This is a genomic window from Nocardioides sp. Z30_9 (assembly GCF_058215735.1).
On record NZ_JBZAJF010000001.1, the window covers coordinates 1,472,365 to 1,497,488 of the forward strand.

At 72.1% G+C, this 25,124-nt stretch carries 26 protein-coding genes; 10 read left to right on the forward strand and 16 right to left on the reverse strand.

Annotated elements, in window-relative coordinates; genetic code table 11:
* Positions 1–50 precede the first annotated feature (50 nt).
* Both AC4BGB_RS07135 and AC4BGB_RS07140 read left to right on the forward strand, forming a co-directional pair.
* Positions 51–368: a hypothetical protein gene (locus tag AC4BGB_RS07135; RefSeq protein WP_490546039.1), complete on the forward strand. Its 318-nt coding sequence runs from the start codon at positions 51–53 to the stop codon at positions 366–368.
* A gap of 3 nt (positions 369–371) precedes the next feature.
* A complete protein-coding gene (locus AC4BGB_RS07140) occupies positions 372–722 on the forward strand; it encodes a hypothetical protein (protein WP_490546041.1) in 351 nt (116 codons plus the stop codon).
* Positions 723–726: 4 nt separating this feature from the next.
* On the opposite strand, the gene AC4BGB_RS07145 is transcribed toward AC4BGB_RS07140, so the two are convergent.
* Genes AC4BGB_RS07145 through AC4BGB_RS07155 form a run of 3 tightly spaced genes read right to left on the reverse strand, consistent with a single transcriptional unit; the run spans position 727 to position 4,136 of the window.
* Complete coding sequence (locus tag AC4BGB_RS07145) at positions 727–1,995, reverse strand: sulfite oxidase (protein ID WP_490546042.1); 1,269 nt, start codon at positions 1,993–1,995, stop codon at positions 727–729.
* 58 nt (positions 1,996–2,053) lie between these two features.
* Positions 2,054–2,830, reverse strand: a complete 777-nt coding sequence (locus AC4BGB_RS07150; RefSeq protein WP_490546044.1) for an SDR family NAD(P)-dependent oxidoreductase — start codon at positions 2,828–2,830, stop codon at positions 2,054–2,056.
* 52 nt (positions 2,831–2,882) lie between these two features.
* On the reverse strand, positions 2,883–4,136 hold the full coding sequence (locus tag AC4BGB_RS07155) for an NADH:flavin oxidoreductase (protein ID WP_490546046.1): 1,254 nt from the start codon (positions 4,134–4,136) through the stop codon (positions 2,883–2,885).
* Between the two features lie 203 nt (positions 4,137–4,339).
* Here AC4BGB_RS07155 and AC4BGB_RS07160 point away from each other — a divergent pair, with 203 nt between their 5' ends.
* Positions 4,340–5,971 (forward strand): ABC transporter substrate-binding protein, encoded by a 1,632-nt coding sequence (locus tag AC4BGB_RS07160; RefSeq protein WP_490546048.1) that lies wholly within the window; start codon positions 4,340–4,342, stop codon positions 5,969–5,971.
* A 98-nt stretch (positions 5,972–6,069) separates the two neighbouring features.
* Here the strand turns inward: AC4BGB_RS07160 and AC4BGB_RS07165 are convergent, their stop codons facing one another.
* The 5 genes from AC4BGB_RS07165 to AC4BGB_RS07185 are packed head-to-tail and all read right to left on the reverse strand — an operon-like array spanning position 6,070 to position 11,365.
* Positions 6,070–7,479, reverse strand: coding sequence for an amidase (locus AC4BGB_RS07165; RefSeq protein ID WP_490546049.1), 1,410 nt, complete (start codon positions 7,477–7,479; stop codon positions 6,070–6,072).
* Positions 7,476–8,498, reverse strand: coding sequence for an ABC transporter ATP-binding protein (locus AC4BGB_RS07170; protein ID WP_490546051.1), 1,023 nt, complete (start codon positions 8,496–8,498; stop codon positions 7,476–7,478). Before AC4BGB_RS07170 ends, AC4BGB_RS07165 begins: the two co-directional genes overlap by 4 nt.
* Positions 8,498–9,526, reverse strand: a complete 1,029-nt coding sequence (locus tag AC4BGB_RS07175) for an ABC transporter ATP-binding protein (RefSeq protein WP_490546053.1) — start codon at positions 9,524–9,526, stop codon at positions 8,498–8,500. Before AC4BGB_RS07175 ends, AC4BGB_RS07170 begins: the two co-directional genes overlap by 1 nt.
* Complete coding sequence (locus AC4BGB_RS07180) at positions 9,523–10,425, reverse strand: ABC transporter permease (RefSeq protein ID WP_490546054.1); 903 nt, start codon at positions 10,423–10,425, stop codon at positions 9,523–9,525. Before AC4BGB_RS07180 ends, AC4BGB_RS07175 begins: the two co-directional genes overlap by 4 nt.
* The gene (locus tag AC4BGB_RS07185) at positions 10,418–11,365 is read right to left on the reverse strand and encodes an ABC transporter permease (protein ID WP_490546056.1); all 948 of its coding nucleotides are present in this window, start codon (positions 11,363–11,365) and stop codon (positions 10,418–10,420) included. The genes AC4BGB_RS07180 and AC4BGB_RS07185 overlap by 8 nt, the downstream gene beginning before the upstream one ends.
* A 151-nt stretch (positions 11,366–11,516) precedes the next feature.
* On the opposite strand from AC4BGB_RS07185, the gene AC4BGB_RS07190 reads away from it, so the two are divergent.
* Positions 11,517–12,008: a nuclear transport factor 2 family protein gene (locus tag AC4BGB_RS07190; protein ID WP_490546058.1), complete on the forward strand. Its 492-nt coding sequence runs from the start codon at positions 11,517–11,519 to the stop codon at positions 12,006–12,008.
* Between the two features lie 22 nt (positions 12,009–12,030).
* On the opposite strand, the gene AC4BGB_RS07195 is transcribed toward AC4BGB_RS07190, so the two are convergent.
* Entirely contained in the window at positions 12,031–12,519 is a 489-nt protein-coding gene (locus AC4BGB_RS07195) for a nuclear transport factor 2 family protein (RefSeq protein ID WP_490546060.1), read from the reverse strand.
* Entirely contained in the window at positions 12,516–13,382 is an 867-nt protein-coding gene (locus AC4BGB_RS07200) for an LLM class F420-dependent oxidoreductase (protein WP_490546061.1), read from the reverse strand. Before AC4BGB_RS07200 ends, AC4BGB_RS07195 begins: the two co-directional genes overlap by 4 nt.
* 200 nt (positions 13,383–13,582) lie before the next feature.
* On the opposite strand from AC4BGB_RS07200, the gene AC4BGB_RS07205 reads away from it, so the two are divergent.
* A complete protein-coding gene (locus AC4BGB_RS07205) occupies positions 13,583–14,431 on the forward strand; it encodes an IclR family transcriptional regulator (protein WP_490546063.1) in 849 nt (282 codons plus the stop codon).
* Here AC4BGB_RS07205 and AC4BGB_RS07210 read toward each other — a convergent pair.
* Positions 14,400–15,227 (reverse strand): SDR family NAD(P)-dependent oxidoreductase, encoded by an 828-nt coding sequence (locus AC4BGB_RS07210; protein ID WP_490546065.1) that lies wholly within the window; start codon positions 15,225–15,227, stop codon positions 14,400–14,402. The two genes, AC4BGB_RS07205 and AC4BGB_RS07210, sit on opposite strands and share 32 nt — an antisense overlap.
* Before the next feature lie 160 nt (positions 15,228–15,387).
* Between AC4BGB_RS07210 and AC4BGB_RS07215 the strand changes: the two genes are divergently transcribed.
* Positions 15,388–16,008 carry a TetR/AcrR family transcriptional regulator gene (locus tag AC4BGB_RS07215; protein WP_490546066.1) on the forward strand — a complete coding sequence of 207 codons (621 nt, stop codon included), beginning with the start codon at positions 15,388–15,390 and terminating at the stop codon, positions 16,006–16,008.
* Positions 16,009–16,129: 121 nt separating this feature from the next.
* The gene (gene casG, locus AC4BGB_RS07220; RefSeq protein ID WP_490546067.1) at positions 16,130–17,791 is read left to right on the forward strand and encodes a steroid-24-oyl-CoA synthetase; all 1,662 of its coding nucleotides are present in this window, start codon (positions 16,130–16,132) and stop codon (positions 17,789–17,791) included.
* Between the two features lie 31 nt (positions 17,792–17,822).
* On the opposite strand, the gene dapF is transcribed toward casG, so the two are convergent.
* The 3 genes from dapF to miaA form a co-directional block, all read right to left on the reverse strand.
* Entirely contained in the window at positions 17,823–18,863 is a 1,041-nt protein-coding gene (gene dapF, locus AC4BGB_RS07225) for a diaminopimelate epimerase (RefSeq protein ID WP_490546068.1), read from the reverse strand.
* A 3-nt stretch (positions 18,864–18,866) separates the two neighbouring features.
* Entirely contained in the window at positions 18,867–19,517 is a 651-nt protein-coding gene (locus AC4BGB_RS07230; RefSeq protein ID WP_490546070.1) for an MSMEG_1061 family FMN-dependent PPOX-type flavoprotein, read from the reverse strand.
* A gap of 90 nt (positions 19,518–19,607) precedes the next feature.
* On the reverse strand, positions 19,608–20,546 hold the full coding sequence (gene miaA, locus AC4BGB_RS07235) for a tRNA (adenosine(37)-N6)-dimethylallyltransferase MiaA (protein WP_490546072.1): 939 nt from the start codon (positions 20,544–20,546) through the stop codon (positions 19,608–19,610).
* A 96-nt stretch (positions 20,547–20,642) separates the two neighbouring features.
* Here miaA and AC4BGB_RS07240 point away from each other — a divergent pair, with 96 nt between their 5' ends.
* Both AC4BGB_RS07240 and AC4BGB_RS07245 read left to right on the forward strand, forming a co-directional pair.
* Positions 20,643–21,119: an antitoxin gene (locus AC4BGB_RS07240; RefSeq protein WP_490546073.1), complete on the forward strand. Its 477-nt coding sequence runs from the start codon at positions 20,643–20,645 to the stop codon at positions 21,117–21,119.
* Positions 21,116–21,370 carry a hypothetical protein gene (locus tag AC4BGB_RS07245; RefSeq protein ID WP_490546075.1) on the forward strand — a complete coding sequence of 85 codons (255 nt, stop codon included), beginning with the start codon at positions 21,116–21,118 and terminating at the stop codon, positions 21,368–21,370. Before AC4BGB_RS07240 ends, AC4BGB_RS07245 begins: the two co-directional genes overlap by 4 nt.
* Before the next feature lie 191 nt (positions 21,371–21,561).
* Here the strand turns inward: AC4BGB_RS07245 and miaB are convergent, their stop codons facing one another.
* Positions 21,562–23,073, reverse strand: a complete 1,512-nt coding sequence (gene miaB, locus AC4BGB_RS07250; RefSeq protein WP_490546077.1) for a tRNA (N6-isopentenyl adenosine(37)-C2)-methylthiotransferase MiaB — start codon at positions 23,071–23,073, stop codon at positions 21,562–21,564.
* Positions 23,074–23,120: 47 nt separating this feature from the next.
* A complete protein-coding gene (locus AC4BGB_RS07255; protein ID WP_490546079.1) occupies positions 23,121–24,101 on the reverse strand; it encodes a hypothetical protein in 981 nt (326 codons plus the stop codon).
* Positions 24,102–24,379: 278 nt separating this feature from the next.
* On the opposite strand from AC4BGB_RS07255, the gene AC4BGB_RS07260 reads away from it, so the two are divergent.
* Complete coding sequence (locus AC4BGB_RS07260) at positions 24,380–25,108, forward strand: amino acid ABC transporter ATP-binding protein (protein WP_490546796.1); 729 nt, start codon at positions 24,380–24,382, stop codon at positions 25,106–25,108.
* Positions 25,109–25,124 lie beyond the last annotated feature (16 nt).

Below are 25,124 nucleotides of genomic sequence, written 5' to 3' on the forward strand. Positions count from 1 at the left end.
GTGGCGCCACGGCGTGTTTGCCGGGTTCGGGGGCGGGTACGTCGTTCCCCATGACCGACGAGCAGAAGGACGACGCCAAGCAGGGTCCTGCCAACCCGCAGGCCGCGGGCGTGGAGGCACCCACACCGCCCCGCGGCCCCCAGCGCCAGGACGAGCCCGAGGGCGACCTGTCCGAGGGCCACGACGACGACGTCTCCGGGAGCGCGACCGCGAACAAGCACGCCTCCGAGTCCGGCGGCGGGACGATCCCGCTCGAGGACGAACAGCCCGGCCCATCGGATTCGGGCCAGGATTCTGGGGAGGCGCTGCAGGAGGAGAACGCGGGCACCTCCCAGGACCAGCCGTCCGGCGCGGCGTCGGAGGGCTGAGCGATGAGCGGCAACGACGACGCCGACCACACCCTCGCCGGTCCCGACGAGGTTGCTCCCGCGGGGCAGACCCCGCCCGCACACATCGAGGAGTCCGACCCCAGCGCGGACAACAGGACGGGCCTCGCCGGCGAGATGGGCGTGAGCAGCGAACGCCCCGGCCGGGTGCGCGGCCTCGACGAGGAGGTCACCTACGGGGCGGTGCCCACCCAGCACGACGACGATGAGAGCGAGCTCGCCGAGGGTGAGGATCCGCCCGAGCAGTCCACCTCCGGCGACCGGCCCGAGGTCAACCCCGCGGAGCTCGGCCGGCACGAGTCCGACCCCGACGCCCATCCCGGGCACGGCGTCTGAGACCTCACCCCACGACGACGGGGTGCCTGACCACGGCGTCGAAGAAGTAGCCGGCGTCGTTGAACCTGGCCACGTCCGGCTGGGTCCGGCCGTGCACGTCGGTCGCGCGGGCCAGCAGGACGTGCTCCCCCGGCGCCGCGCCGTCCCAGCGCACCGACCACCGGGTCCAGGCCGTGCCCCGGTCCTCGAGACGAGCCCGGCGCCAGCTGCGGCCGCCGTCCAGGCTCAGCTCGACCTTGCGGATCGGCCCGGCCCCGCTCCAGGAGCGGCCGTGCAGCACCCGGCCGCCGCGGCGCGGCAGGCGGGCACCCCAGGCGAGCTCCCAGGCGCTGCGGACCGGGTTGACCGTCAGCGGCGGGCTGTCGGCGGGCCAGTCGCCGCCGCTCATCCGGTACCACTTCGTGTTCCACGGGGACCTCAGCACCGACCGGGACACCTCCAGCGAGCCGAGCCACTTGATGCTCGCGATCCCGACCCAGCCCGGGACCACGAGGCGTAGCGGGAAGCCGTGGTCGGGGAGCAGCGCTCGCCCGTTCATCCCCCACGCGAGCAGGGCGTCGTCGAGGGCCTTGCCGATGGGCAGCGGTCGGCGTACGGGTCCGTGGTCGACGCCCTTGTCGACGTAGTCGGGGTCCAGCCCGGTCGCCATCACGTCGACGGCGTCGCGGGAGACCCCGATGCGCTGGAGTACGTCGGCCAGCCGGACGCCCTGCCAGGTGACGGCGCCCACCGAGCCCAGCTGCCACTGGGTGCCCGAGGCGGGCGTGCCCTGCTGCCCGGCGAAGAGGCTCCGGCCGTTGCCGGTGCACTCGTGGACCGTGGTGGTGCGGACCACCGGGAACCGCCGCAGGTCGCGCAGGCTCAGCCGGGTCACGCGGTCGCTGCGCAGCCCGTCGCCGAAGATCTCCAGCCGGTATGCGTCCGGGTCGATCACCGGCGTCCGGGTGTGGTTGCGGACGAACAGCCGCGACTGCGGGGTCAGGTGGCGCGCGTGCACGACCGAGTCCCAGCGCATCTCGGCGTTGGTGCCGTAGCCGATGAAGAACCGCTCCGGCAGCGGCTTGAGGATCGCTGCGGGCGCGCCACCGGCTGCCGGCGCCGCGGGTGCGGCGACGGCGGGCAGCGGCGCCCCGGCCACCCAGCCCGCGCCAGCCGCTCCCGCGGCGGCCTGGAACAGCCCGCGACGGCTCAGCGGCCGCTCGGTGGGAGCGGCGGTGCCGGGGAGACCGGCACCGGCCGCGGGGTCAGGGATGCGTCCACGGGGCGAGTCCATGCCGAGTGAGCATACTCTAGTAATCCACTCGACATAGTCCCCAACCCGGGGTGTCGGACTACTTCGGGGGCATCCTGATGCCGCCGTCGACGCGGATGGTCTCGGCGTTCATGTAGGAGTTGGTCACGCACTCCACCACCATGCTGGCCAGCTCGTCGGGGACGCCGAGGCGCTTGGGGAACAGCACGCTCTCCCCCAGCTTGGCCTTGAACGTCTCGGCCGCCTCGCCCTCGCCGTAGATCGGGGTGTCGATCAGGCCCGGGGCGACGGTGTTCAGCCGGATCCCCACCGCCGCGAGGTCGCGCGCCACCGGCAGGGTCATCCCGACGACACCGCCCTTGGACGCGGAGTACGACGCCTGGCCGATCTGGCCGTCGAAGGCGGCGACGCTGGCCAGGTTGACGATGGCGCCGCGCTCCCCGCTCTCGGTCGGCTCGTTGCGCGAGATCGCCGTACCCGCGAGGCGGATGCAGTCGAAGGTACCGATCAAGTTGATCTCGACGACCTTGCGGAACGCGTCCAGGTCGGCGGCCGACTCGTAGGTGCCGTCGCGCCCGACGGTGCGCTGGGCCCAGCCGATGCCGGCGGAGTTCACCAGGACCCGGATCGGGCCGAGCTCCTCGGCCTGCTCGATGGCGGCCTTGATCTGCTCGGTCTTGGTCACGTCGACCGGGGCGAAGACGCCGCCGATCTCGTTGGCGAGGGCCTCGCCCTTCTCCGCGTTCAGGTCCGCGACCACGACCTTCGCACCCTTGGCTGCGAGCTGACGGGCGACTGCTGCTCCGATGCCGGAGGCTCCGCCGGTGACGATCGCACTGGCTCCGTTGATGTCCATGCGCGGCATCCTAGGGGCACCGCGCTCCTGCCCGCGGCCCGCCCACGTGTCGTCAGCCGACGTAGCTCTCCGGCCGTCCCCACCCGGCGGTGCGGGTGGTGCCCCGGTCGACCAGGACGCACCGGGTGCCGGTGTAGTTGGTGGGCATGCACTTGTTGCAGTGGATGCACAGGGACGGGGTCGCGGGCTGGTCGGCGATCCGGTTGACGAGGTCGGGCTCGCGCAGCAGCGCCCGCCCCATCGCCACGAACTCGAAGCCCTCCCGCATGGCGAGGTCCATGCTGGGACGGTCGGTGATGCCACCGAGCAGGATCATCGGCAGGTCCACCGCGGCGCGGATCTGCCGGGCGTCCTCCAGCAGGTAGACGTCCCGGTAGGGGTACTCCCGGAGGAAGTGGCGGCCCACCGACTTCACGCCGAGCCTAATCGGCTGCGGCATCACCGCTGAGAACTCCTCCAGGGGCGCGGCACCCTTGAACAGGTACATCGGGTTCAGCAGCGAGGAACCGGCCGTCATCTCCAGCGCGTCACAGGTGCCGTCGGCGGTGAGCCACTGCGCGACCGGGATCGCCTCGTCGAGCCAGAACCCGCGGGAGACGCCGTCGTCCATGTTCATCTTGACGATCACCGCGACCTGGTCGCCCACGGCGTCGCGCACGGCGCGCATCGTCTCCCGCGCGAACCGGGCCCGGTTCTCCAGAGACCCTCCGAACTCGTCGCTGCGACGGTTCAGGCGAGGGCTCAGGAACGAGCTGATCAGGTAGTTGTGCCCCAGGTGGACCTCGACGGCGTCGAACCCGCACTCCACCGCGCGCCGCGCGGCGTCGGCGTGCGCGTGGACCACGCGCCGGATGCCGTCGGCGGTGATCTCCCGAGCGAAGGTGAACGCCGACTTGTTGAACAGGCGACTCGGTGCGAGCGCGGGGAGGCCGTTGCCCTTCGCGTGGGCCACCGGCCCTCCGTGGCCGATCTGCGCGGAGACGGCCGCCCCCTCGGCGTGCACCGCGTCGGTCAGCGCGCGCAGGCCGGGCAGCGACTCGTCGGTCCAGTGGACCTGGTGCCGGTCGGTGCGGCCCTCCTTGGCCACCGCGCAGTAGGCGACGGTCGTCATCCCCACCCCGCCCTTGGCGTAGGCGACGTGGAAGTCCACCAAGTCCTGGGTGACCCGACCCCGGTGGCTGAGCCCCTCGTAGGTGGCGGCCTTGATCACCCGGTTGCGCAGGGTCACCGGTCCGAGTCGTGCCGGAGCGAGCGGGTCGGGACCAGGTCGTGTGGCACCGGGGCCTTGGTCGGGTAGGGAGATCACGCCAGCACGCTAGGAGCGGCCCCTGGCGGACACGCGGCCCGATCTCGCTCACCGGGAGCCCGACCAGCCCGGCTGCGTCTGTCTCCCGGTGAGTGGGACCGCCCCGGCGAAGCGCTCGGCCGCGACCTCACTCTGACCAGGAACAAGCGGTACGGCGTCCTGGCTCGGGGGGGCACGTGCCCGTCCACCCCGGAGGAGTACCAGTGAAGTCATCCATCTCTCGTCGTTCCCGGCTGGCGGCGGCGCTCGTGGCAAGCACCCTGACCCTGACCGCGTGCGCGGCCTCGTCGGACGAGGCAGGCGACGACAAGGACGCCTCGAAGAGCAAGGTCAGCAAGTCCGAGATCTACACGACCGGCATCGTCGGCGCGACCGGGGAGGAGGGCGAGCCCAAGAAGGGCGGCACCCTCACGATCGCGGACTTCGGCGAGCCTCGAGTCCTGGATCCCGCGAAGACCTACGCCAACGGGGCCACCGGCGGTAGCGCCATGGCGGCCGTCTACGACACGTTGATGCGCTTCGACTACGAGAAGCAGACCTTCGAGCCCAAGCTGGCCGAGTCCCTGACCAGCGACGACGACACAGTCTGGACGCTGAAGCTGCGTGACGGCGTGAAGTTCACCGACGGCACCCCGCTGGACGCCGACGCGGTGCTGGCGAGCCTGAAGTACTACCAGGACAACTTCGCCTACCAGTCGCTGCTGCTGCTGGCGAACGTGGCCGGGACGAAGAAGACCGACGACCGCACGGTGGAGTTCACGCTGCGCACCCCGTGGGCGAGCTTCCCGAACATGCTGGCGCAGGGCCCGGGCATGATCCTGGCCCCGGCGGCGTACGCCGACCCGAAGAAGTTCCAGCCGATCGGGGCCGGCCCGTTCGTCCTGGACAAGTACTCCCCCGGCGAGGAGCTGACCCTCAAGGCGAACAAGGACTACTGGGACGGCGCGCCGTACCTCGACGGACTCCGGTTCATCTGGCTGGGCGGCACCGACGACCAGCCGAAGCTCGACGCGATGAACAGCGGCGACGCCGACACCGCGTTCCTGCGCGACGCCGCGGTGGTGGAGAAGGCCCGTAACGAGGGCGCGGCCGGGATGATGTTCGCCACCGGCCTCGGCGACAACCTGTGGATCAACAGCCGCAAGGGCTCCCCCGGGGCCGACCCGAGGGTGCGCCAGGCGATCAGCTACGCGTTCGACGCCAAGACCTACGTCGCCCGCACGCTGGACGGTGCCGGCCTGCCGACGAAGAGTCTCTTCAACGAGACCTCGCCCTGGTTCACCGAGGTGGAGCCGCCGGCTGCGGACCCGAAGCAGGCCAAGAAGCTGCTGGAGGAGGCCAAGGGCGACGGCTACGACGGAGAGATCTCCTACTCCCACGCCGCCGACGCCTCCGCGCAGGCGGGAGCGGTCGCGATCAAGGCCATGCTCGAGGCGGTCGGGTTCAAGGTCACCCTGGACCCCATCCGCAGCGTCGCCGACCAGGTCAAGAAGATCTACGTGGACCACGCCTACGACATGGCAGTGGCCGCGACCAGCATCCCCGACGAGGACCCGTACTCCCGGCTCGCAGGTGCCCTCGGCGGCAAGTCGCCGTCCAACCCCACCGGCTACGCCAGCGCAGAGATGGACGGGCTGCTCGCCGAGCTGCAGACCGCCGACTCCCCGGAGACCGGCAAGGACGCGATGACCAAGATCGAGGAGCTGTGGCACCAGGACGCCCCGGGGGTCGCGATCTCGGCCGGCGGGACCTTCCAGCCCTGGAACGAGGACGTGCACGGCATGTCCCCGACCACGGAGACGATGTTCCTGCTCGACAAGGCGTGGAAGGGCTGATCCCCACGGCCTGAGGACCGGTCGTGCCCCGGACCCCGATGGGGTCCGGGGCACGACTGCGTCCGGGGTAGGACTGGTCCGGGGTGGGGACGCTCAGGTCAGCGGACCGTCCGCGGCCACGGCAGCGCCTGCTCGAGCTGGGCGGCCAGGCCGAGCAGCAGCGACTCCTGCCCGAGGTCGGCGGCGAGCTGGACGCCGACCGGCAGGCCGTCCTCGTCGCTGCCCAGCGGCAGCGAGATCGCCGGCATGCCGGTGAGGTTGAAGACGCTGGTCCAGGCGGAGTAGGTGCTGCCGTGCTCGTACATCGTCTCGGGGCGCGTCGTGTCCAGCAGCCCGAGCGGTGGGACCGGTCGCGGCAAGGTGGGCGTGAGCAGCACGTCGTACGTCGTGAAGGCGGCGCCCACCTCCCAACCGATCTCCTGGGCCCGCCGCAGCGCCCGGTGGACCTGGGACCCGGTCAGGGAGCGGTAGTGCTCGAGGAGCAGGTGGGTGAACGGCTCCACGTCGTCGGGGCGCAGCTCCCGGCCCAGCGCCGCGAGCCGGTCCTCGACGGTGACCACGAGGTCCGCTCCCATGAGCACCCCGGAGGTGGCACCGACGTCGTCGACCTCGAAGGCCGGCACGGTCTCCTCCACCACGTGACCGAGCTCTTCGCAGACCTTGGCGGCCGCGAGCACCGCGTCGCGGCACGCCGGGTGGAGATCGATCCCGTTCCGCGGGCGCAACGCCAGCCCGATCCGCAACGCTGACGGTGCTCGACCCACGGCGTCGAGGAAGGTCCCGTCCGGCGTCGGGGCGGCGAACGCCTCCCCGGGCAGCGGGCCGGCGACGACGTCGAGCAGGAGCGCGCTGTCGCGAACGGTGGTCGTCACCGCGTGCGGCACCGACACGGGGCCGGCCAGCGTCCCCGGATCGGGTGAGCCCGTCACCCTGCCCCGGCTCGGCTTGAGCCCGACCAGCCCGCACATCGAGGCGGGGATCCGGATCGACCCGCCACCGTCGGTCGCGTGCGCCGCCGGCACCATCGCGACCGCGACCGCGGCTGCCGAGCCACCGCTGGAGCCCCCGGTGGAGCGTGCCGGGTCGCGGGGGTTGCGCGCGGGGCCGTGCAGCTGGGACTCGGTGCTGGCGTTGAGCCCCAGCTCGGGGGTGTTGGTGGTGCCGAGCACCACGAGGCCGGCCCGCTTGTAGCGTCGTACGAGCTCGCTGTCGTGGGGCGGCACCTGGTCGGCGAACAGGCGACTGCCCTGGGTGGCGGGCAGTCCCGCCACCTCGATGCCCAGGTCCTTGACCAGGAACGGCACCCCACGCAGCGGCCCCTCGGGGAGACCGGCCTCCACCTCGGCGAGTGCCTGCTCGTAGCGGCGACCGACGACCGCGTTGACGCCCGGGTCGAGCCGCTCGATGCGCTCGATGGCGTCCTCGACCACCTCCCGGGCGGTCGTCTCGCCGGTGCGGATCGCCGCCGCGGTCGCGATGGCGTCCCTGGTCTGGTTGCTCTCGGTCACGGCAGCGGCTCCTCGGGGACGGGTTCGACGTGGTGGCAGGCGATGAAGTGCCCGGCGCCGACCGGTCGTAGCTGTGGTTCCTCCTCGGCGCAGCGTTCGGTGGCGAGCGGGCACCGGGTGCGGAAGCGGCACCCGCTCGGCGGTGCGAGCGGCGAGGGGAGCTCGGTGCTGCGGACGTCGGGACCGACCTTGTCGTCCACGTCTTGGTCGGGAGCGACCTGACCGGGGACGGACGCCAGCAGCATCCGGGTGTACGGGTGCAGGGCCTGGGTGTCCACGGTCGCCGAGGGCAGCACCTCGCAGGTCTTGCCGAGGTAGAGCACCATCACCCGGTCGCTGACGCTCTTCACGACCGCCACGTCGTGGGCGATGAACACCATGCTGAGGCCGAGACGCTCCTTGGTCCGCTCGAGCAGGTTCAGGATCTGGGCCTGGACGGAGACGTCGAGGCTGGAGACGGGCTCGTCGCAGATCAGCACCTGCGGCTCCAGCAGCAGGGCCCGGGCGATGCACACCCGTTGGCACTGGCCACCGGACAGCTCGTGGGGCCGCCGGTCCCAGACGGAGTCGGGGTCCAGCCCGACGGCGGCGATGGTCTCGCGGACCAGCCCGTCGCGGTCGGGGCCGTCGTACCCCCACACGGAGAGGCCCTCCGCGACCAGGTCCTTGACCCTGCGTCGCGGGTTCAGGGCGGAGACCGGGTCCTGCAGGATCATCTGCATCCGGGCCCGGGCGCGACGCAGCTCGCGTGCCGACAGCCCGGTGAGCTCTTGCCCCGCGAACCGGACCGACCCCGCCTTGGGCCGCGGCAGCTGCATGATCGCCCTGCCGGCGCTGGACTTGCCGCAGCCGGACTCCCCGAGGATGCCGAGGGTCTCGCCCGGGAGCAGGTCGAGACTGATCCCGGACACGGCGTGGACGCGCTGGCGACGACCAACGGGGAACTCCACGACGAGATCGCGTACGGCGAGGACGGGCTCGGCCTCTGCGCGCAGGTGTGCGTCACCGGTGCCCGCCATCAGTCCCTCTCCCCGATCTCGACAGGTCCGGGCACGGTCTGCTGCGGACCGAGCGGACGATGGCAGGCGACGACGCGCGTCGTCCCCGCGGTGACCAGCGCGGGCGACTCGGTCTCGCAGCGGTCCACGCGGCGTGGGCAGCGCGGCGCGAACCGGCAGCCGGGGACCTCCTCGACCATGTCCGGCGGAGCGCCCTCGATGGTCCGCAGCAGCGTGTGCGGCGGCGCGGTGAGATCCGGGATGGAGCCGAGCAGCGCATCGGCGTAGGGGTGCCGCGGCGCCGCGAACAGGTCGCGGGTCGCTGCCTGCTCGACGACCCTGCCGGCGTACATCACCACCACCTGGTCCGTGCGGCCGCGGATGGCGCCGAGGTCGTGGCTGACCAGGACGGTGGCCATCCGCCGCTCTGCCGCCAGCTCGGTCAGCAGGTCCAGGATCTGCTTCTGCACGGTCACGTCCAGCGCAGTCGTGGGTTCGTCGGCGATCAGCACGGCGGGGTCGCAGCTGATCGCGACCGCAATCATCACGCGCTGGCGCATGCCGCCCGAGAGCTCGTGCGGGTACTGGCGCAGCCGCCGGCGGGGGTCGGGGATGCCGACCCGCTCGAGAAGCTCGGCCGCCCGTTCGACCGCCTCGCGCCGCCCCAGTCCCAGGTGCACCCGGAGCGGGTCGGTGAGGTGGGCGCCGATCCTGCGGACCGGGTTGAGCGAGGTCATCGGGTCCTGGAAGACCATGGCGACCCGGGGCCCCCACAGCTTGCGGCGCTCCCGGGGCGGCAGGGCGTGGACGTCTCGTCCGGTGAGCCCTGACGTGCCGGTCACGACGGTGGTGGGACCGGTCGTCACCAGCCCCATGATCGTCCTGCCCAGCACCGACTTCCCGGAACCGGACTCCCCGACCACGCCGATGGTCTCGCCGGCGCACAGGCTCAGCGAGACGCCGTCGACGGCCCGGACCGCACCGCGCGGGGTCCAGAAGGTCGTCCTGAGGTCCTCCACCTCCAGCACCACCTCGGCACCGGGGCTCACAGCTTCGCCCCCCGGGGGTCCCAGCGCTGCTGGGCCCGCTCCCCCAGCAGGTTGAAGGAGAACACGGTGAGGAACAGCACCGTGCCCGGGACGAGCAGCACAGCAGGGTGCTTGGCCATCGTGTCGTTGGCCTCCGCCTCGGCGATCATGTTGCCCCAGGTGGGGCTGGGCGCCTGGATCCCCAGCCCGAGGAAGCTCAGCGAGGCCTCGGCGACGATCAGCCCGGAGATCACCACCACCCCCATCGAGAGCATCGGTGGCAGCACGTTCGGGACCAGCTCGCGCATCATGATCCGCCAAGGTCCGGCGCCCAGCGACCGGGCTGCCAGCACGTACTCCCGCTGGGAGTAGGCGATCGTGTTCGCGCGGGCCAGCCGCACCATGGTCGGGATCGTGAGCAGCGACAGCGCGAAGGCCATGTTGCGGACCTCCGGCGCCAGGATCGAGGCCAGCACGATCAGCAGGATGAGCGGCGGCACGGACAGCAACGCGTTCGTCAGCACGCTGACCACCGAGTCCACCCCGCGCCGGTAGTAGCCCGCGAGCACCCCGATCGCGCCACCCACGACCAGGCCCGTGGTGACCGCGAGCAGCGAGATGGTCAGCGACGCCCGGGCGCCGTGGAGGACCCGTGCCAGGACGTCGAGGCCGTAGCCGTTCGTGCCGAGCGGGTGGTCGAGGTAGGTGAACGGCGGCAGGTACGCCGGGTCGAGGATCGTCGCGGCGACGTCCTCGTGCTCGCCCAGCGGCAGCAGCGGTGCCGCGACCGCGGCCAGTCCCAGGACCACCACCCAGCCGGCGCAGAGCACCAGCAGCAGGTCCACGCGGCGCCGTCCTCGCGCCCGTCGGGACGACCGGCGACGCGAGGGCTGCTCGGCGCCGAGCTGCGGATCACGCATGAGCATGGCGCGTCCTCGGGTCCAGGTAGCCGTAGCTGAGGTCGATCAGCGCGTTGACCAGCACGTACAGGGCAGCGATCACCAGAGCCGCGCCCTGGACCATGGGGAAGTCACCCTGGCTGGCCGCGGTCACGACCAGCGTGCCCATCCCGGGGAGGGTGAACAGGTACTCCACGATCACCGTGCTCCCGATCAGCGTGCCCAGGGCGATGCCGAGCACCGTCACCAGCGAGAACGACGACGGCCGCAGGGCCTCGTTGACCATGACGTGCCGCGGCGACATGCCCTTGGCCCGGGCGGCGAGGACGAAGTCCTCACGCACGGTCCGGGTGAGGTCGTTGCGCAGGATGCGGGTGAACAGCGCAGCCTCGGGCAGGGCGATCACCACCGCGGGCAGCAGCGCGTGCGTGAGGTTGCCGACCAGGCTCTCCGAGAGCCGAACCCACTGGGACCTGGGGAGCAGCTCGAGACCGTCGACGAGCAGCATGATCAGCAGCAGCCCGAGCAGGAACGACGGCACCGAGAGCACCGCGAACACGGCGGCCCCGATCACCCGGTCGGCGAGCCCGCCCTCCCGGTGCGCGGAGACCAGGGCCAGCGGGACGGCCAGGAGCAGGGCCATCAGCAGCCCGAGGGCGGCCAGCTCCAGGCTCACCGGCAGGGCCGCCCCGATCCGCTCGAGGACCGAGTGGTTCGGGGGGACGATCGAGCGGCCGAGGTCGCCGGTGACCGCGCCGCCCAGCCAGTCGGCGTACCGCTGGGGAAGGGACTGGTCGAGGCCGAGCTCGGTGCGCAGCGCCGCGTACTCCTCCGGCGGGTGCCCCGGACCGAGGATGGCGGCGGCCGGGTCCCCGGGCAGCAGAGCCACCAGGAGGAAGACACCGAAGCTGACCAGGGCGAGCACCGCGAACAGCTGGACGAGTCGACGCAGGACACCCACGACGCTGCTCCCTCCTCGGGTTCTCGGCCGACTCGGGACAGGCTAGGAGCCGGGGCCGGGCTCGTCAGGGTGCTTGTCCCGCTGACCGGGAGGATCCCGCTCAGTGGACGGGCCGGTTCCCCATCACGACGGCGCTCCCTACCGTGCGCGGGTGAGCTCCCCAGACCCCGCCCGGACGCCCGAGCGCGATGACGTCGCCGCGATCACCCGACTGAAGTACCGCTACCTGCGCTGCCTGGACACCAAGCAGTGGGACGAGTTCGCCACCTGCTTCACTGCCGACGCGACCGCCGACTACAACGGACTCGCCTTCGAGGACCCCGTCAGCCTGGTCGACTACATGCGCACCAACATGGGCCCCGGAGTGCTGACCATGCACCAGGCACACCACCCGGAGATCGACCTCGACCCCGACCACCCCGACCGGGCCGCGGGGCTGTGGTACCTGCACGACAAGGTGATCGTGGACCAGTTCCGCTTCGCCCTGGAGGGAGGCGCGCTCTACACCGACAGGTACGCCAGGACCGACGACGGGTGGCGGATCGCGCACACCGGCTACCGCCGTACCTTCGAGATGACGTGGAACCTGGATGACCCGGGCGCGGTCAAGGTCGCGGGGCCCGAGGTGCGCTCCCGCTTCTAGACCGGCGGGTCCGCCCACCGGTTCAGCCGTGACCCAGGCCCGCCAGCAGGGCACGGGCCTCGGACCCGCCGTCGAGGCCGCGGGTGGTGCGCGACTGGATCTGCCAGCCGTCCCCGGTCCTCCTCAGCTCGAACCGGTTGGCCCCGATCCGGACCGGGAAGACGCGCTCGTCACGGCCGCGCACGAGCAGCACGGACTCGCAGACCGCGACCGCGCGGTCTGTGTCCACGACGACGTGCGCCGGTCCCAGGAAGTGCGAGCAGCCGCGGCCGATCAGGCCCTGGTGGGCCTCGGAGCGCACCATCTCGGCGACCTCGGCGCGCGAGCGCATCTGCAGGTCCTCCACGTCATAGCTGCCGTCCTCGGTCCACAGCCCCGCGACCCGCTCCGCCTCCCCGGCGTCCACGAGCGGACCGTAGGCGGCGACTACCTGGGCGACCGCCTGCTGGTCCTCCAGCCGCTGCAGTCGCTGCTCCAGCGCGGCCAGCCGGTCCTCCTGCGCGTCGCTCATGTGACTGCCTGCCCTGCTCGCTCGAGGACTGCCAGCGTCTCCAGCTGCTCGAGGTAGTGGTCGCAGGACTCGGCGGCCAGGTGCACCGAGACCAGCGTGGCGCCGGCCTCGCGGGCCCGAGCCACCGCTGTGGCGGCTCGTGCCGGGTCCTGCATCGGGTCCAGGGGCCGCCCCGCACCGAGGACCACCTCGAAGCCTTCGGGCAGCGAGTGCTCGGCCAGCATCTGCGCCAGCTGCGCGTGCTTGAGCCCGAACGGGACCCAGCCGTCCCCGCGCTCGACGGCCCGGCGCAGGGAGCGGGAGGTGTGCCCACCGATCCACAGCGGCACCCGCTCCTGGACGGCGTGCGGCTCCACCACGAACCCGGAGAACCGGAACCGGCTGCCGGCGTACTCCGGGCGGGACTGCGACAGCGAGGCGCGCAGCGCGTCGATGGCGTCGTCGGCCACGGCGCCGCGGGCCGAGTAGTCGGCACCGAGCAGGTCGAACTCCTCGGGGACCGATCCCACCCCGAGCCCCAGGACGACGCGACCGTGGCTGAGAAGGTCGAGCGTGCCGTAGCGCTTCGCGACGGCGAGCGGGTGGTGATAGCCCAGCACGAGCACCTGGGTGAGCAGCCGGATCCGCGTGGTCACCGCGGCCAGGAAGCTCAACGTGGCCAGCGGGTCCCAGTACGTCGCCCCCCGAGCGGCCGCGAGCTCGTCCGGGAGGGCCACGTGCTCGGAGCAGGTGAGGTGGTCATAGCCCAGCCGGTCGGCGGCCTGGGCCACCCGGACCAGCTCCTCGGGCCCGGCGGTCCGCTCCCAGGGCGAGTGGAAACCGGGCAGCGCCGTGACGATGGGACTGGTGATCCCGAGTCGCATCGCACCTCCTCCTGCGGCCGGGCCGGTCGCCCCGCGGCGCCCCCGAGTCAACCTGCTCGGGACCGACCGGCGCCCGAGCACTCCCACTGAACGAAACAGAATGAATTTCAGAATGCTCTGGTCGTCAACCCCTCGGGTTGTTACCGTCGTCACATCTAGAATTCGTTTCAGTTCTGCCGGAGGTGGCCGTGGTGACCGTCATGGAACTCGAACTCGACGACGCGGGCGATCCGCAGCTGCTCCCCGGCGTCATCCCGACGTCGATGGTCGAGCGGATGACGCTGATCCTCGACCTGTTCACCACCCGGGAGGAGCTGCTCCCGCTGGAGCAGATCGCGCGCCGGACCGGGCTGCCACGCTCCACCGCGCACCGGATCCTCGACCAGCTGGTGCGGCTGGACTGGCTCCAGCACGCGGCCACGGGCTACGGCCTCGGCCGCCGTTCCCTCGGCCTCGGTGGCGGGCACGGCGAGAACGACCGGCTGCGCTCGGTGGCCTCGCCGTACCTGCAGGACCTGTTGCTGCGCACGGGTGCGGTGGTGCACCTGGCAGTGCTCAACGGCGGCCGGGTGCAGTACCTCGACAAGCTGGGCGGTCGCTCGGCCGTCGTGGTGCCCTCCCGCGTCGGCGGGACCGCCCCGGCGCACTGCACGGCCCTGGGCAAGGCGATGCTGGCCTGGCTCCCGCCGGAGGAGGTCGACGAGCGCCTCGGCAGCCGCCGCGAGGCACCCACCCGGCAGTCGCTCGCCCAACCCGAGGCCCTCCACCAGGAGCTGGCGCGCATCCGCACCCGCAGCGGGCTGGCCATCGAGCACGGCGAGTGCTTCCCCGACATCGCCTGCGTCGCGGCGGCGGTCCGCGGGCCGCTGGGACCGGTCGCCGCGGTCTCCCTTGTCGTGACCAACGGCGCGGCGCTGGAACGGGCTGCTCCGCTCCTCGTCGGCGCGGTCCGCCGAGTGACCGCCGAGCTGTACCCCGAGCACGTCCGCCGGGACCAGCACTCCGCGTTCGCCCAGGTCAGGCAGACGGAGGCACGAGCGATCGGATGACCCGGTCGGTCCGGGTGACCACCTGGGCCCGGTCACCGGCGACCTGCGCGTCCGCCACCCGCTGGTGCTCCCGCACGACGTGCACCGGGCCGTGCGGGAGCGCGGCCAGCCCTTCCCGGGCGACCGCAACCGGGTCCGAGACCCGCAGCCCCGGGAGGTCCAGCTGCAGCCCCGCGCGTTCCATGGCCGGGGTCCGGGTGGTTCCCAGCACCAGCTCGAGCACGTCCACGCCGTACGGCTGCAGCTCTGCCCACAGCCCCTCGGCGAAGACGCGGCTGAACGCCTTCACGCCGGCGTACACGGACTCGGTGCTGGTGCCGACGTAGCCCGCGAGCGACCCGACGAGCAGGATGCCCCCGCGTCCGCGCTGCTTCATCGGCCGCGCGAAGTGCTGGGTGAGCCCCAGCATCGTGGTGAGGTTGACGTCGACGACCTGGCGGAAGGCGGCCAGGTCTCCCTCGGTGAACGGGCGGCCGTGGCTGTTGGCACCCGCGTTGTAGCACAGCAGCCCGACCTCGAGGTCCGCCGTGGCCTCCCCGACCGCCGCCACCGCGCGCTCCTGGCTGAGGTCGACGGCCACCGTGCGCACCTCGGCCCCGAGCCCGCGGACCCGGGCCGCCGTCTCGTCGAGGGGACCCTGGCGGCGGGCGACCAGCACCAGGTTGATCCCCTCGCCCGCCAGCTGGGCGGCGACCTCGGCCCCCACCCCCTCGGAGCCTCCGGCGACCACGGCCCAGGGGCCGTACGGGGACGCGTCCACGTCGTGGTGTCGTGGTTCCTCGTGTGCTGGGGACATCCCGGGAGTCTGTCTGGGACCGGGGCGACGGGGGCCCGCGATCCCACTCACCGGTAGCCTGCGAGTGCGGAGCGCGGCGAGCGGCGCACGATGGTGACGACCGGGGAGCACCGGTCTCCAGCCGACCGAGCGTCGGCGTCTCTGGTTCCCAGGAGGTCGCGTGCCACGGATAGCGGAGACGCGCACACCTGCCGAACCCGTCTCGCAGGTGCAGAAGGAGCGTTACCGCCGGATCCTCCAGGCCGCGAGCCGGCTCGGGGCCGAGCACGGCGCGGAGCGGATGCAGATGAACGACGTCGCCAAGCAGGCCGGCGTGGCCATCGCCACCCTCTACCGCTACTTCCCCTCCAAGACCGACCTGTTCGTCGGGGTGCTGCGCTCCCAGGTGGAGCGACTCGGCCAGGAGCCACGGCCCGCCCCGCAACCCGGTGGGCGAGCGATGGCCGTCGCCGAGGTGCTCATCGAGTCCAGCCGCCGGATGCTGCGCCGCCCGCAGCTCGCCACCGCGATGCTGCAGGCGAACAACGCCGCCCAGCTCAAGGCCGGTCGCGAGCACGCCGAGGCCAGCTCGGCCTTCCACCACCTGCTCCTGACCGCCCTGGGCTGCACCGAGCCCGGTGAGGAGGACCTGCGGATGGTGCGACTCGTCGAGCAGACCTGGTACGGCATCCTCGTCTCCGCCCTCAACGGGTTGATCTCGCTGGAGCAGGCCGAGGAGGACGTCCGGCTGGCGTGCACGCTCCTGCTCGGCCCCCGCTACGACCGGGCTGCTCCAGCCTGAGCCGGTGACGGCGCCCCCGGTCCGGTCCGGTCACGGTCCCGGTCAGTGGAAGGGCCCGCCCGGACCCGGCCCGGGCCGCCGGATACTCGCGCGGTCCTGACCTCTCGGAGAGGAACCGCAGATGAGCACCCAGACCGACCCCGCCGCGGCGGCCCAGGCAGCCCTGGTCGCCATCACCGGCCCCGGTGGTCCCTGCGAGATGCAGGTCGAGGAGGTCCTCGGAGCTCCGGTCAGGGTGTTCACCCGCCGGTTCCGCGCCCTCCACGAGGTGCTGGCCGCATCCGTGCAGTACGGCGACCACCCCTACCTCGTCACGCTCGAGGGTCGTCTCACCTTCGAGGAGCACGCCGCCCGCGTCTCCTCGGTGGCACAGGCACTGCGCGAGCAGTACGGCGTAGGTCCTGGCGACCGGGTCGCCATCACCTCGGCCAACACCCCCGCCTGGGTGGAGTCGTTCTGGGCGATCACCTCGATCGGGGCGATCGCCGTCGGCTGCAACGCGTGGTGGGCACCGCGCGAGCTCGCCGACGCCCTGGCCCTCACCGAGCCCGTCCTGGTGCTGGCGGACCGCAAGCGGGCTGCCGTGGTCGCGGCGCTGCCCGACGTCACCGCCCGGCTCGTCGTCCTGGAGGACGAGCACGAGCAGCTGGCCACCGCGCACCCCGGGGCACCGCTGCCGAGCACGGAGGTAGCGGAGGACGACCCCGCCGTCATCTTGTTCACCTCCGGCACCTCCGGTCGCCCCAAGGGGGTGGTGCACACCCACCGCAACCTGTGCTCGGTGATCGGCTTCCACCAGTTCAACGACGCCGTCGCCGCAGCGTTCGGCGACCCGGTGGCACCGCAGGACAAGACCTATCTGCTGGCGATGCCGCTGTTCCACGTGGGCAGCCTGCACAACCTCGCGGTCACCCGCCTGGCGACGGGCAGCACCGCGGCCATGCACCTGGGCGCGTTCGAACCCGCCCGGGTCCTGCAGCTGGTCGAGCACGCCCGGGTCACACACTGGGGAGCAGTCCCGACGATGGCCAACCGCCTGCTGACCTTCGACGCGGTGGGCGACTACGACACCTCCTCGCTCTATGCGTTCTCGCTGGCCTCCGCTCCGTCGTCCCCCGCGTTCAAGGAACGACTGCGCGAGCGGCTGCCGTTCGCCGGGACCCTAGTGGACAGCTACGGCCTCACCGAGTCCTGCACCGCGGTGGCGGTCGCGACCCCGATGGACCTCGCCGAGGCACCGGGGACCCTGGGCTCACCCGTGGTCGGCGTCGAGCTCGAGGTCCGGGACCCGCTCGGAGGCCCCCTGCCTCCGGGCGTGGAGGGGGAGGTCTGCGTGCGCAGCGCCTACAACATGCGCGGCTACTGGCAGAACCCCGAGGCCACGGCAGCCGCCATCGACGACGACCGCTGGCTGCACACCGGCGACCTGGGCACGCTGGACGACAAGGGCCGGATCCGGCTCTCGGCGCGACGCTCCGACCTGATCATCCGCGGTGGGGAGAACGTCTACCCGCCCGAGGTGGAGGCGGTGCTCTCCGAGCACCCCGCGGTGCGCGAGGTCGTGGTGATCGGCGCCGAGGACGAGGACCTCGGGCAGACGGTGTGCGCGGTGGTGGTGCCGGTGGACGCCACCATCGACCCCGACGAGCTGGTGCGGGTGCTGCGCGCGTACGCGGCCGCGGAGCTGGCGCACTACAAGGTCCCCACCATCTGGCGGGTGGACCCCACCGCGCTGCCACGCAACGCCACCGGCAAGGTGGTCCGCCCCGCCGTCACGCTCTGAGCCGGCGTGCCCCGGGGTCAGAGCCCGGGGGTCAGAGCCGGGTGACGCCCTCGGCGGTGAGCACCGCAGGCCCGGTCATCAGGATCCGGTTGTCCTCGGTCCACACGATCCGCAGCGTGCCGCCGGGCAGGTCCACGGTGTACGTCGTGCCGCGCGGCGCCTCGTCGGCCAAAGCGGCGGCGACCATCGCGGCGCAGGCACCGGTGCCGCAGGACCGGGTCTCGCCGGAGCCGCGCTCGTGGACCCGCATGGCCACGTGGTGCTCACCGCGGCGTACGACGAACTCGACGTTGACGCCCTCGGGGTAGACGCTCGGGTCGTGACCCGGCGCCTCCGTCAGCGACCCGGCCTCGGCGAGGTCCTCGACGAAGACCACGGCGTGCGGGTTGCCCATGCCGATGTTGCGGGCCTCGAACGTCCGCTCGCCCACCGTGACCGTGCTCAGCCCGAGGACCTCGGGGGTGCCCATGTCCACGGTGATCTGGTCGCGGTCGAAGGTGAGGGTCTTCACGCCGGCGCGGGTGGCGATCGGCAGCGGGTTGCGCGGGTCGACGTCGGCGTGGGTGGCCAGGTAGTGCCCCAGCACGCGGATGCCGTTGCCGCACATCTCGGAGACGGAGCCGTCGGCGTTGCGGTAGTCCATGAACCACATCGCCTCGCCCCGCGCGGCCACGGCTGCGGGGTCCTCGGTCGCGTCGGTGCGCACCACCCGGATCACGCCGTCGGCGCCGATGCCCGAACGGCGGTCGCACAGCAGCAGCGCCTGGCCCGCGGTCAGCTCCTCGCGCCCGTTGGCGTCGGGGAGCAGGACGAAGTCGTTCTCGGTGCCGTGGCCCTTGACGTAGGAGTACTCGATCACGGGTCTGATCCTGTCATGGGCCTGTCGGGCACTGGCCTCCTCGGCCGGGGTGAGAGCGGGTTCGCCCGGAGAAGGTTCGGGTGCGGGTTCCTCGACGGGACCCTCCGCCGGGCTCTGTTCGGGGTCCTTCTCTGGATTCGGGGCGTCCGCGACGACCTCGTCCTTCTTCTCCGGCAGCCCGACCAGTCGGCGTGCCCAGTTCCACGCGGCCACGGCTCAGGCCCCCGGGTTGCGGTAGAGGTTCTCGGCGTAGGCGGGCCCGTAGTACTCGTCGAGCTCGTCCACGGTGGCCTCCGGTCGTTCCAGTCGCTGGGCGATCACCGCGCGCCGGGCCACCACCCCCTCGGGGTCCCAGGTGGTCGGGTCCCACAGCGAGGAGCGCAGGAACGCCTTGGCGCAGTGGTGGAAGAGCTCGTCGATCTCGACCACCAGGGCCAGCAGCGGCCGGTGCCCCTTGACCACCATCTGGTCGAAGAAGGGCGCCTCGGAGACCAGCCGCGCCCTCCCGTTGATCCGCAGGGTGTCGCCGCGTCCGGGGATCAGGAACAGCAGGCCGACGTACGGGTTCTCCAGGATGTTGCGGTAGCCGTCGGCCCGGCGGTTCCCGGGACGCTCGGCCAGGGCGATCGTGCGCTCGTCGATGACGTGCACCATCGTGCCCGCGGGGTCGCCCTTGGGCGAGACGTCGGCGGCCCCGGACGCCGAGGCGGTGCCGACGACGCAGAACGGGGACGCCTCCAGCCAGGCGACGTCGACGTCGGTAAGGCGCTGGCGCGCCTTGTCCCGCACGCGAGGCGTGGGCTCACCGAGGAGAGCCGTGAGCGCGTCGACGTCGACGATCTCGGTCCACGGCTGGTGAGCGGTCATGGCGTGAACCTACGTCGCTGCCCTGTGGCTTCAAACCCCGGTAGGTGCCGCGGCCGCTCGCCGGGTACTCACTGGGCACTCAGTGGGCACTCACTGGGGCGAGGGGACGGCGGCGAGCGCCTTCTCGACGCGCTCGGGGTCGTCGTGGGCGACCCAGACGATCCGGGGGTCCTTGCGGAACCAGCTGTCCTGGCGGCGGGCGAAACGACGGGTGCGGTTCACGGTCTGCTCCTTGGCCTCGGCCTCGGTGATCTCGCCGTCGAGGAACGCGAGCACCTGCTGGTAGCCCAGTGCGCGGTACGCCGTACGCCCCTCGCGCAGACCGCGGCCCGCGAGCTCGCGGACCTCCTCGACGAGGCCCTCGGCGAACATCTCGTCGACCCGCTGCTCGATCCGCCGGTCGAGCGTGGGCCGGTCGATGTCGACGCCGATCTGGACCGCCCCGGGGTAGTGATAAGTCGGCTCCGGCAGCGCCGCGCTCCACGGGCGACCGGTGAGCTCGATGACCTCCAGCGCCCGCACGACCCGGCGGCCGTTGCGCGGCTCCATCTGCGCGGCAGCGGCAGGGTCGACCTCGGCGAGACGGGCGTGAAGCGCCTCGGCACCGATGGCCTCCAGCTCCTCCTCGAGGCGGGCGCGTACGACGGGATCGGTGCCGGGGAACTCGAAGTCGTCGATGACTGCGCGCACGTAGAGCGCGGAACCGCCCACCAGGACGGGGGTGACGCCGCGCCGGTGGCAGTCCTCGATCACCTCGCGGGCCCAGCCCTGGAACTGGGCGACCGTGGCGGGCTCGCGGACGTCGAGCAGGTCGAGCAGGTGGTGCGTGATCCCGCGGCGCTGGGCCGGCGGCATCTTCGCCGTACCGATGTCCATGCCGCGGTAGACCTGCATCGAGTCGGTGTTCACGACCTCACCGCCCAGTCGCTCGGCGAGGTCGAGGGCCAGGGCGCTCTTGCCCGCCGCGGTGGCGCCCACCACCGCCACCACCCGCGGGGTGGTCGGGTGCGGACTCGCGGGCGTGGACACGGCCGTTAGTTTGGCAAAGGTGGAGGCGGGTACGCCGAGCGGCACAGCCCGATGACATCGACGAAGCCATCCGTGGCCGACACGAGGAGAAAAACAGTGAGTTTCCTGGACCAGGCGAAGAAGCAGCTCGGTGACGTCGTGCACCAGCACGGCGACAAGATCGGCCAGGGTCTCGACAAGGCCGGGCAGGCGTTCGACACGAGGACCGGCGGGAAGCACACCGACAAGATCCGCGCCGGCGTGTCCAAGGCGAAGACCGCGCTCAACGACTACGAGGCGCGGAGCGGGGACCTCCGGGCCACCTCCGGCGGCAGCCAGCCCCCCGAGCCGTCCGCCGACCCGCCCGGTGGCCCGGCCAGCGACCCGACCGGCCCCAGCGGCCCCTCGGACCCGAGCGAGCCCACCGCACCGACCGAGCCCACCGCACCGAGCGGGCCGATGAGCTCGGCCGGCGGAGGCGACGAGGACCCGGTCCCCACCGACCCCTCCCCCGTGCCGCCGGAGCCCGGCGCCGACCCCAACGAGGAGATCGCCGACGGCACCCGTCCGGTCCCCGCAGGAGGCACCGAGTGAACGGCGACAGCCAGGAGCCGGGCGAGGCACCCGAGCCCAAGACCGACCCGGCCCCCGACCCCGCCCCCGGCGGCCCCGCGGACCGGGTCCTGGACGAGGACGACCAGCCGCCCGCCACGCCCGACCAGCCGCGCTCGGCCCAGGTCGAGGAGGAGAGCGTCCCCGACGAGATCGAGGAGGCCGAGGACGTCGACAAGGACGTCGAAGAGGGCGAGAAGGGCACCGACGAGGCGACCGACGAGCCTGCCTGAGGGCTGGGGGCGGGTTCGGCCTGGGTTCGGCCTGGGTTCGTGTTCGAGAGTCCGTTGCTCGCCGGCTCGGCGGGCCGCAATTGCTGGCAAATGACAGTCGCTTTCCCCGGGCGTACTGACATTTGCCAGCATTTGCGCGCCACGGGCGCCTCAGCAGTGGAGCCAGGACCGGGCCAGCTGACCCAGCGACCTCAGAGCGAGCAGCCGTCCTGGGGCGGCAGGGGTGCGGGTACGCCGACCGTGGGCAGTCCCAGGGAGACGCCGACCGGCGCCGGGGTGGCGGTGCGGGCCTCCCAGGCGTCGCCGGCTCGGGTACGCCGCAGCGAGCGGATCGGGCCGTCGGCGACGAGGTGGTGCGGTGCGCCGTAGGTGATCACGCACTCCACCATGTCGCCGGGACGCACCTCGACCGGGGTGCCGTCCTCGAGCACCGGGGTGAAGTGCACCAGCCGGTTGTCGCGGGACCGGCCGGACAACCGCAGCGTGGCGGCGTCCTTGCGGCCCTGCCCCTCGGCAACCATCAGCTCGACGGTGCGGCCCTCCAGGGCGCGGTTCTCCTGCCAGGCGACCTCGTCGGCCAGCGCCACGAGGCGCTCGTAGCGCTCCTGGACGACCGCTTTGGGGAGCTGGTCGGGCAGCACGGCGGCCGGGGTCCCGGGCCGCTTGGAGTACTGGAAGGTGAACGCCCCCGAGAAGCGGGCCGCGCGGACGACGTCGAGGGTGGCCTCGAAGTCCTCTTCTGTCTCGCCCGGGAAGCCCACGATGATGTCGGTGGTGATCGCCGCCTCGGGCATCGCGGCGCGGACCCGCTCGATGATCCCGAGGAACTTCGACTGCCGGTAGGAGCGCCGCATCGCCCGCAGCACCCGGTCCGAGCCGGACTGCAGCGGCATGTGCAGCGAGGGCATCACGTTGGGGGTCTCGGCCATCGCCTCGATCACGTCGTCGGTGAACTCCGCGGGGTGCGGTGAGGTGAACCGGACGCGCTCGAGCCCCTCGATCTCCCCGCAGGCACGCAGCAGCTTGGAGAACGCCTGGCGGTCACCGAACTCCACGCCGTAGGCGTTCACGTTCTGCCCCAGCAGCGTCACCTCGGCGACGCCCTCGGCGACGAGCGCCTCGATCTCCGCGAGGATCTCGCCGGGCCGGCGGTCCTTCTCCTTGCCGCGCAGTGCCGGCACGATGCAGAAGGTGCAGGTGTTGTTGCAGCCGACCGAGATCGACACCCAGGCGGCGTACGCCGACTCCCGCTTGGTGGGCAGGGTCGAGGGGAAGACCTCGAGCGACTCGAGGATCTCGACCTGCGCCTCCTCGGCGATCCGGGCGCGCTCGAGCAGGACCGGGAGTGACCCGATGTTGTGGGTGCCGAAGACGACGTCGACCCAGGGGGCCTTCTCGGTGATCGTGGAGCGGTCCTTCTGGGCGAGGCAGCCGCCCACGGCGATCTGCATCCCCGGTCGCGTTCTCTTCACCGAGGCGAGCTGCCCGAGGTTGCCGTAGAGCTTGTTGTCGGCGTTCTCCCGCACCGCGCAGGTGTTGAACACCACCACGTCGGCGGGTTCAGCGCCCGCACCCCCGGGCGCCGCGACGTAGCCCGCGTCCTCCAGCAGACCGGTGAGCCGCTCGGAGTCGTGGACGTTCATCTGGCACCCGTGGGTGCGGACCTCGTAGGTGCGGGCGGAGGCAGGCTCGGGTGCAGTCATGGCCGCACCAGCCTACGTCGGGCAGTGCGGGCCTCCGCCCGGCCCGCTCAGCCCTTGTCGGGGTCGGCGGCCTTGCGCAGGGTCTCGCTCTCGCTCTCGACGGCCTTGGCCACGGCCGGGTCGAGCAACGCGGGCGTGCCGGGCTGCTGGAGGTCGCTCTCCGCAGTGGAGGGGTTGGTCGCGGCCTCGGCACCGGTCGTGCCCACGGGGGTCTCGATGTCGGCGTCCGGGGTGGGGATCTCCTCGGCGTACCCCGAGCTCTCCTCACGGCCCCCGGTGCCACCACGTGCCGAGCTGCGCGTCGCGGCCTTGGGCTCGTTGTGGAACGACTCCGGGGGCGTCGCCGGCTCGGCCTCGATCACGATGGGCTCGGGCAGGTCCTCGGGCGCCGGCGGGGCGAACGCGGCCAGGTCGGGGCCCGGGATGTGGTCGCGCGGGTCCTCGGTCGGAGCCTTCTTCGCCGCCGCCTTCTTCGCGGGGGCCTTCTTCGCCACCGCCTTCTCGGCGGGGGCCTTCTTCGCCGCCGCCTTCTCGGCCGGGGCCTTCTTCGCCACCTTTGCGGCGGGAGCCTTCTCCGCGGCGGGAGTCTCGGCAGCCGGCGCTTCCTCGGCCGGGGCCTTCGCGGGAGCCTTCTCCGCCGCCGCCTTCTTGGCGGGAGCCTTCTTCACCGGGAGCTTCTTCTCGACCTTGGCCTGGACGTCCTCGACGGTCTCGGCGACCTTGACCTTCGCCTCCGCAGCCGTGCCCTGCACCTCCGCGGCGACGTCCTTGACCGCGTCCGGTACCGGCTTCGGGCCCGCTTCCCGGCCCGTCTCCGGAGTCTTCTCCGGCCCCTTCTCTGCACCCTTCTCTGCGTCCTTCTCTGGGGCACCCCCGATCCGGCTGCGCACCAGGCCGATCCCCGCCCCGGCGGTATCCTTGACGAGTCCGGTCGCCTTCGCAGCGGTACCGAACGGAAGTCGGACCGCGGTGCGGGCAGTGCTCACCGCGGTGTGCGTGAGTGACTCGACGGTGCTCTTGATCGACATGCTGGTCCTCTCGGGAGGGTCGGAAGTGCGGTGCCGCGGCGTGGCCCCGAGGCCTCGCAGGACGGGTTGCCAGACCTGTGCCCGCCTCAGGGAAGGCCAAACCGTCACCAAGATCACCCCTACGGTTACTGGTGTGCAACGAAGTGGCGCGTGACTCGACTCAGGTCCCACCGATCCCTAGAGTCACCGAATGACTGGGCCTTGAGCAGCAGGGCCACCCGGCGCCGACAACCTGCCCAAGGCATCTACAGAGGAGCAACGTGTCGACCTACGAGCCCCTGATCGTCCTCGACGGCGTGAACAAGTGGTTCGGCGACCTGCATGTCCTCAAGGACATCAACCTGAGCGTCGGCAAGGGCGAGGTCGTCGTCGTGATCGGCCCGTCCGGGTCGGGCAAGTCGACCCTGTGCCGGGCGATCAACCGGCTCGAGACCATCGACCAGGGCACGATCACCCTCGACGGTGAGCCGCTCCCGGCCGAGGGCAAGGCCCTCGCGGCGTTGCGCGCCGAGGTCGGCATGGTCTTCCAGAGCTTCAACCTCTTCGCCCACAAGACGATCCTCCAGAACCTCACCCTGGGGCCGGTCAAGGTGCGCGGCAAGGGCAAGGCGGAGGCCGAGACGCGCGCTCGTGAGCTGCTGGCCCGGGTGGGCGTCGCCGAGCAGGCCGACAAGTACCCCGCCCAGCTCTCCGGTGGCCAGCAGCAGCGGGTCGCGATCGCCCGGGCGCTGGCGATGGACCCCAAGGCGATGCTCTTCGACGAGCCGACCTCGGCGCTGGACCCCGAGATGATCGCGGAGGTCCTCGACGTGATGGTCGACCTCGCCAAGCGCGGCATGACGATGATCGTGGTCACCCACGAGATGGGCTTCGCGCGTACGGCGGCCGACCGGGTCGTGTTCATGTCCGACGGCGCGATCGTCGAGGAGAACACCCCTGAAGAGTTCTTCACCAACCCCAAGTCGGACCGGGCCAAGGACTTCCTCAGCCGCATCCTCAAGCACTGACCAGGCACGTCCACAC

What these genes read in the sequence shown, in the direction of transcription:
- AC4BGB_RS07145 (WP_490546042.1), bottom strand. Translation starts at nt 1,995, where the DNA reads ATGGACTCGCCCCGTGGACGCATCCCTGACCCCGCGGCCGGTGCCGGT.
- AC4BGB_RS07230 (WP_490546070.1), bottom strand. Translation starts at nt 19,517, where the DNA reads ATGACCGCTCACCAGCCGTGGACCGAGATCGTCGACGTCGACGCGCTC.
- AC4BGB_RS07180 (WP_490546054.1), bottom strand. Translation starts at nt 10,425, where the DNA reads ATGCGTGATCCGCAGCTCGGCGCCGAGCAGCCCTCGCGTCGCCGGTCG.
- AC4BGB_RS07205 (WP_490546063.1), top strand. Translation starts at nt 13,583, where the DNA reads ATGGAACTCGAACTCGACGACGCGGGCGATCCGCAGCTGCTCCCCGGC.
- AC4BGB_RS07140 (WP_490546041.1), top strand. Translation starts at nt 372, where the DNA reads ATGAGCGGCAACGACGACGCCGACCACACCCTCGCCGGTCCCGACGAG.
- AC4BGB_RS07255 (WP_490546079.1), bottom strand. Translation starts at nt 24,101, where the DNA reads ATGTCGATCAAGAGCACCGTCGAGTCACTCACGCACACCGCGGTGAGC.
- AC4BGB_RS07210 (WP_490546065.1), bottom strand. Translation starts at nt 15,227, where the DNA reads ATGTCCCCAGCACACGAGGAACCACGACACCACGACGTGGACGCGTCC.
- casG (WP_490546067.1), top strand. Translation starts at nt 16,130, where the DNA reads ATGAGCACCCAGACCGACCCCGCCGCGGCGGCCCAGGCAGCCCTGGTC.
- AC4BGB_RS07135 (WP_490546039.1), top strand. Translation starts at nt 51, where the DNA reads ATGACCGACGAGCAGAAGGACGACGCCAAGCAGGGTCCTGCCAACCCG.
- AC4BGB_RS07150 (WP_490546044.1), bottom strand. Translation starts at nt 2,830, where the DNA reads ATGGACATCAACGGAGCCAGTGCGATCGTCACCGGCGGAGCCTCCGGC.
- AC4BGB_RS07200 (WP_490546061.1), bottom strand. Translation starts at nt 13,382, where the DNA reads ATGCGACTCGGGATCACCAGTCCCATCGTCACGGCGCTGCCCGGTTTC.
- AC4BGB_RS07195 (WP_490546060.1), bottom strand. Translation starts at nt 12,519, where the DNA reads ATGAGCGACGCGCAGGAGGACCGGCTGGCCGCGCTGGAGCAGCGACTG.
- miaB (WP_490546077.1), bottom strand. Translation starts at nt 23,073, where the DNA reads ATGACTGCACCCGAGCCTGCCTCCGCCCGCACCTACGAGGTCCGCACC.
- AC4BGB_RS07170 (WP_490546051.1), bottom strand. Translation starts at nt 8,498, where the DNA reads ATGGCGGGCACCGGTGACGCACACCTGCGCGCAGAGGCCGAGCCCGTC.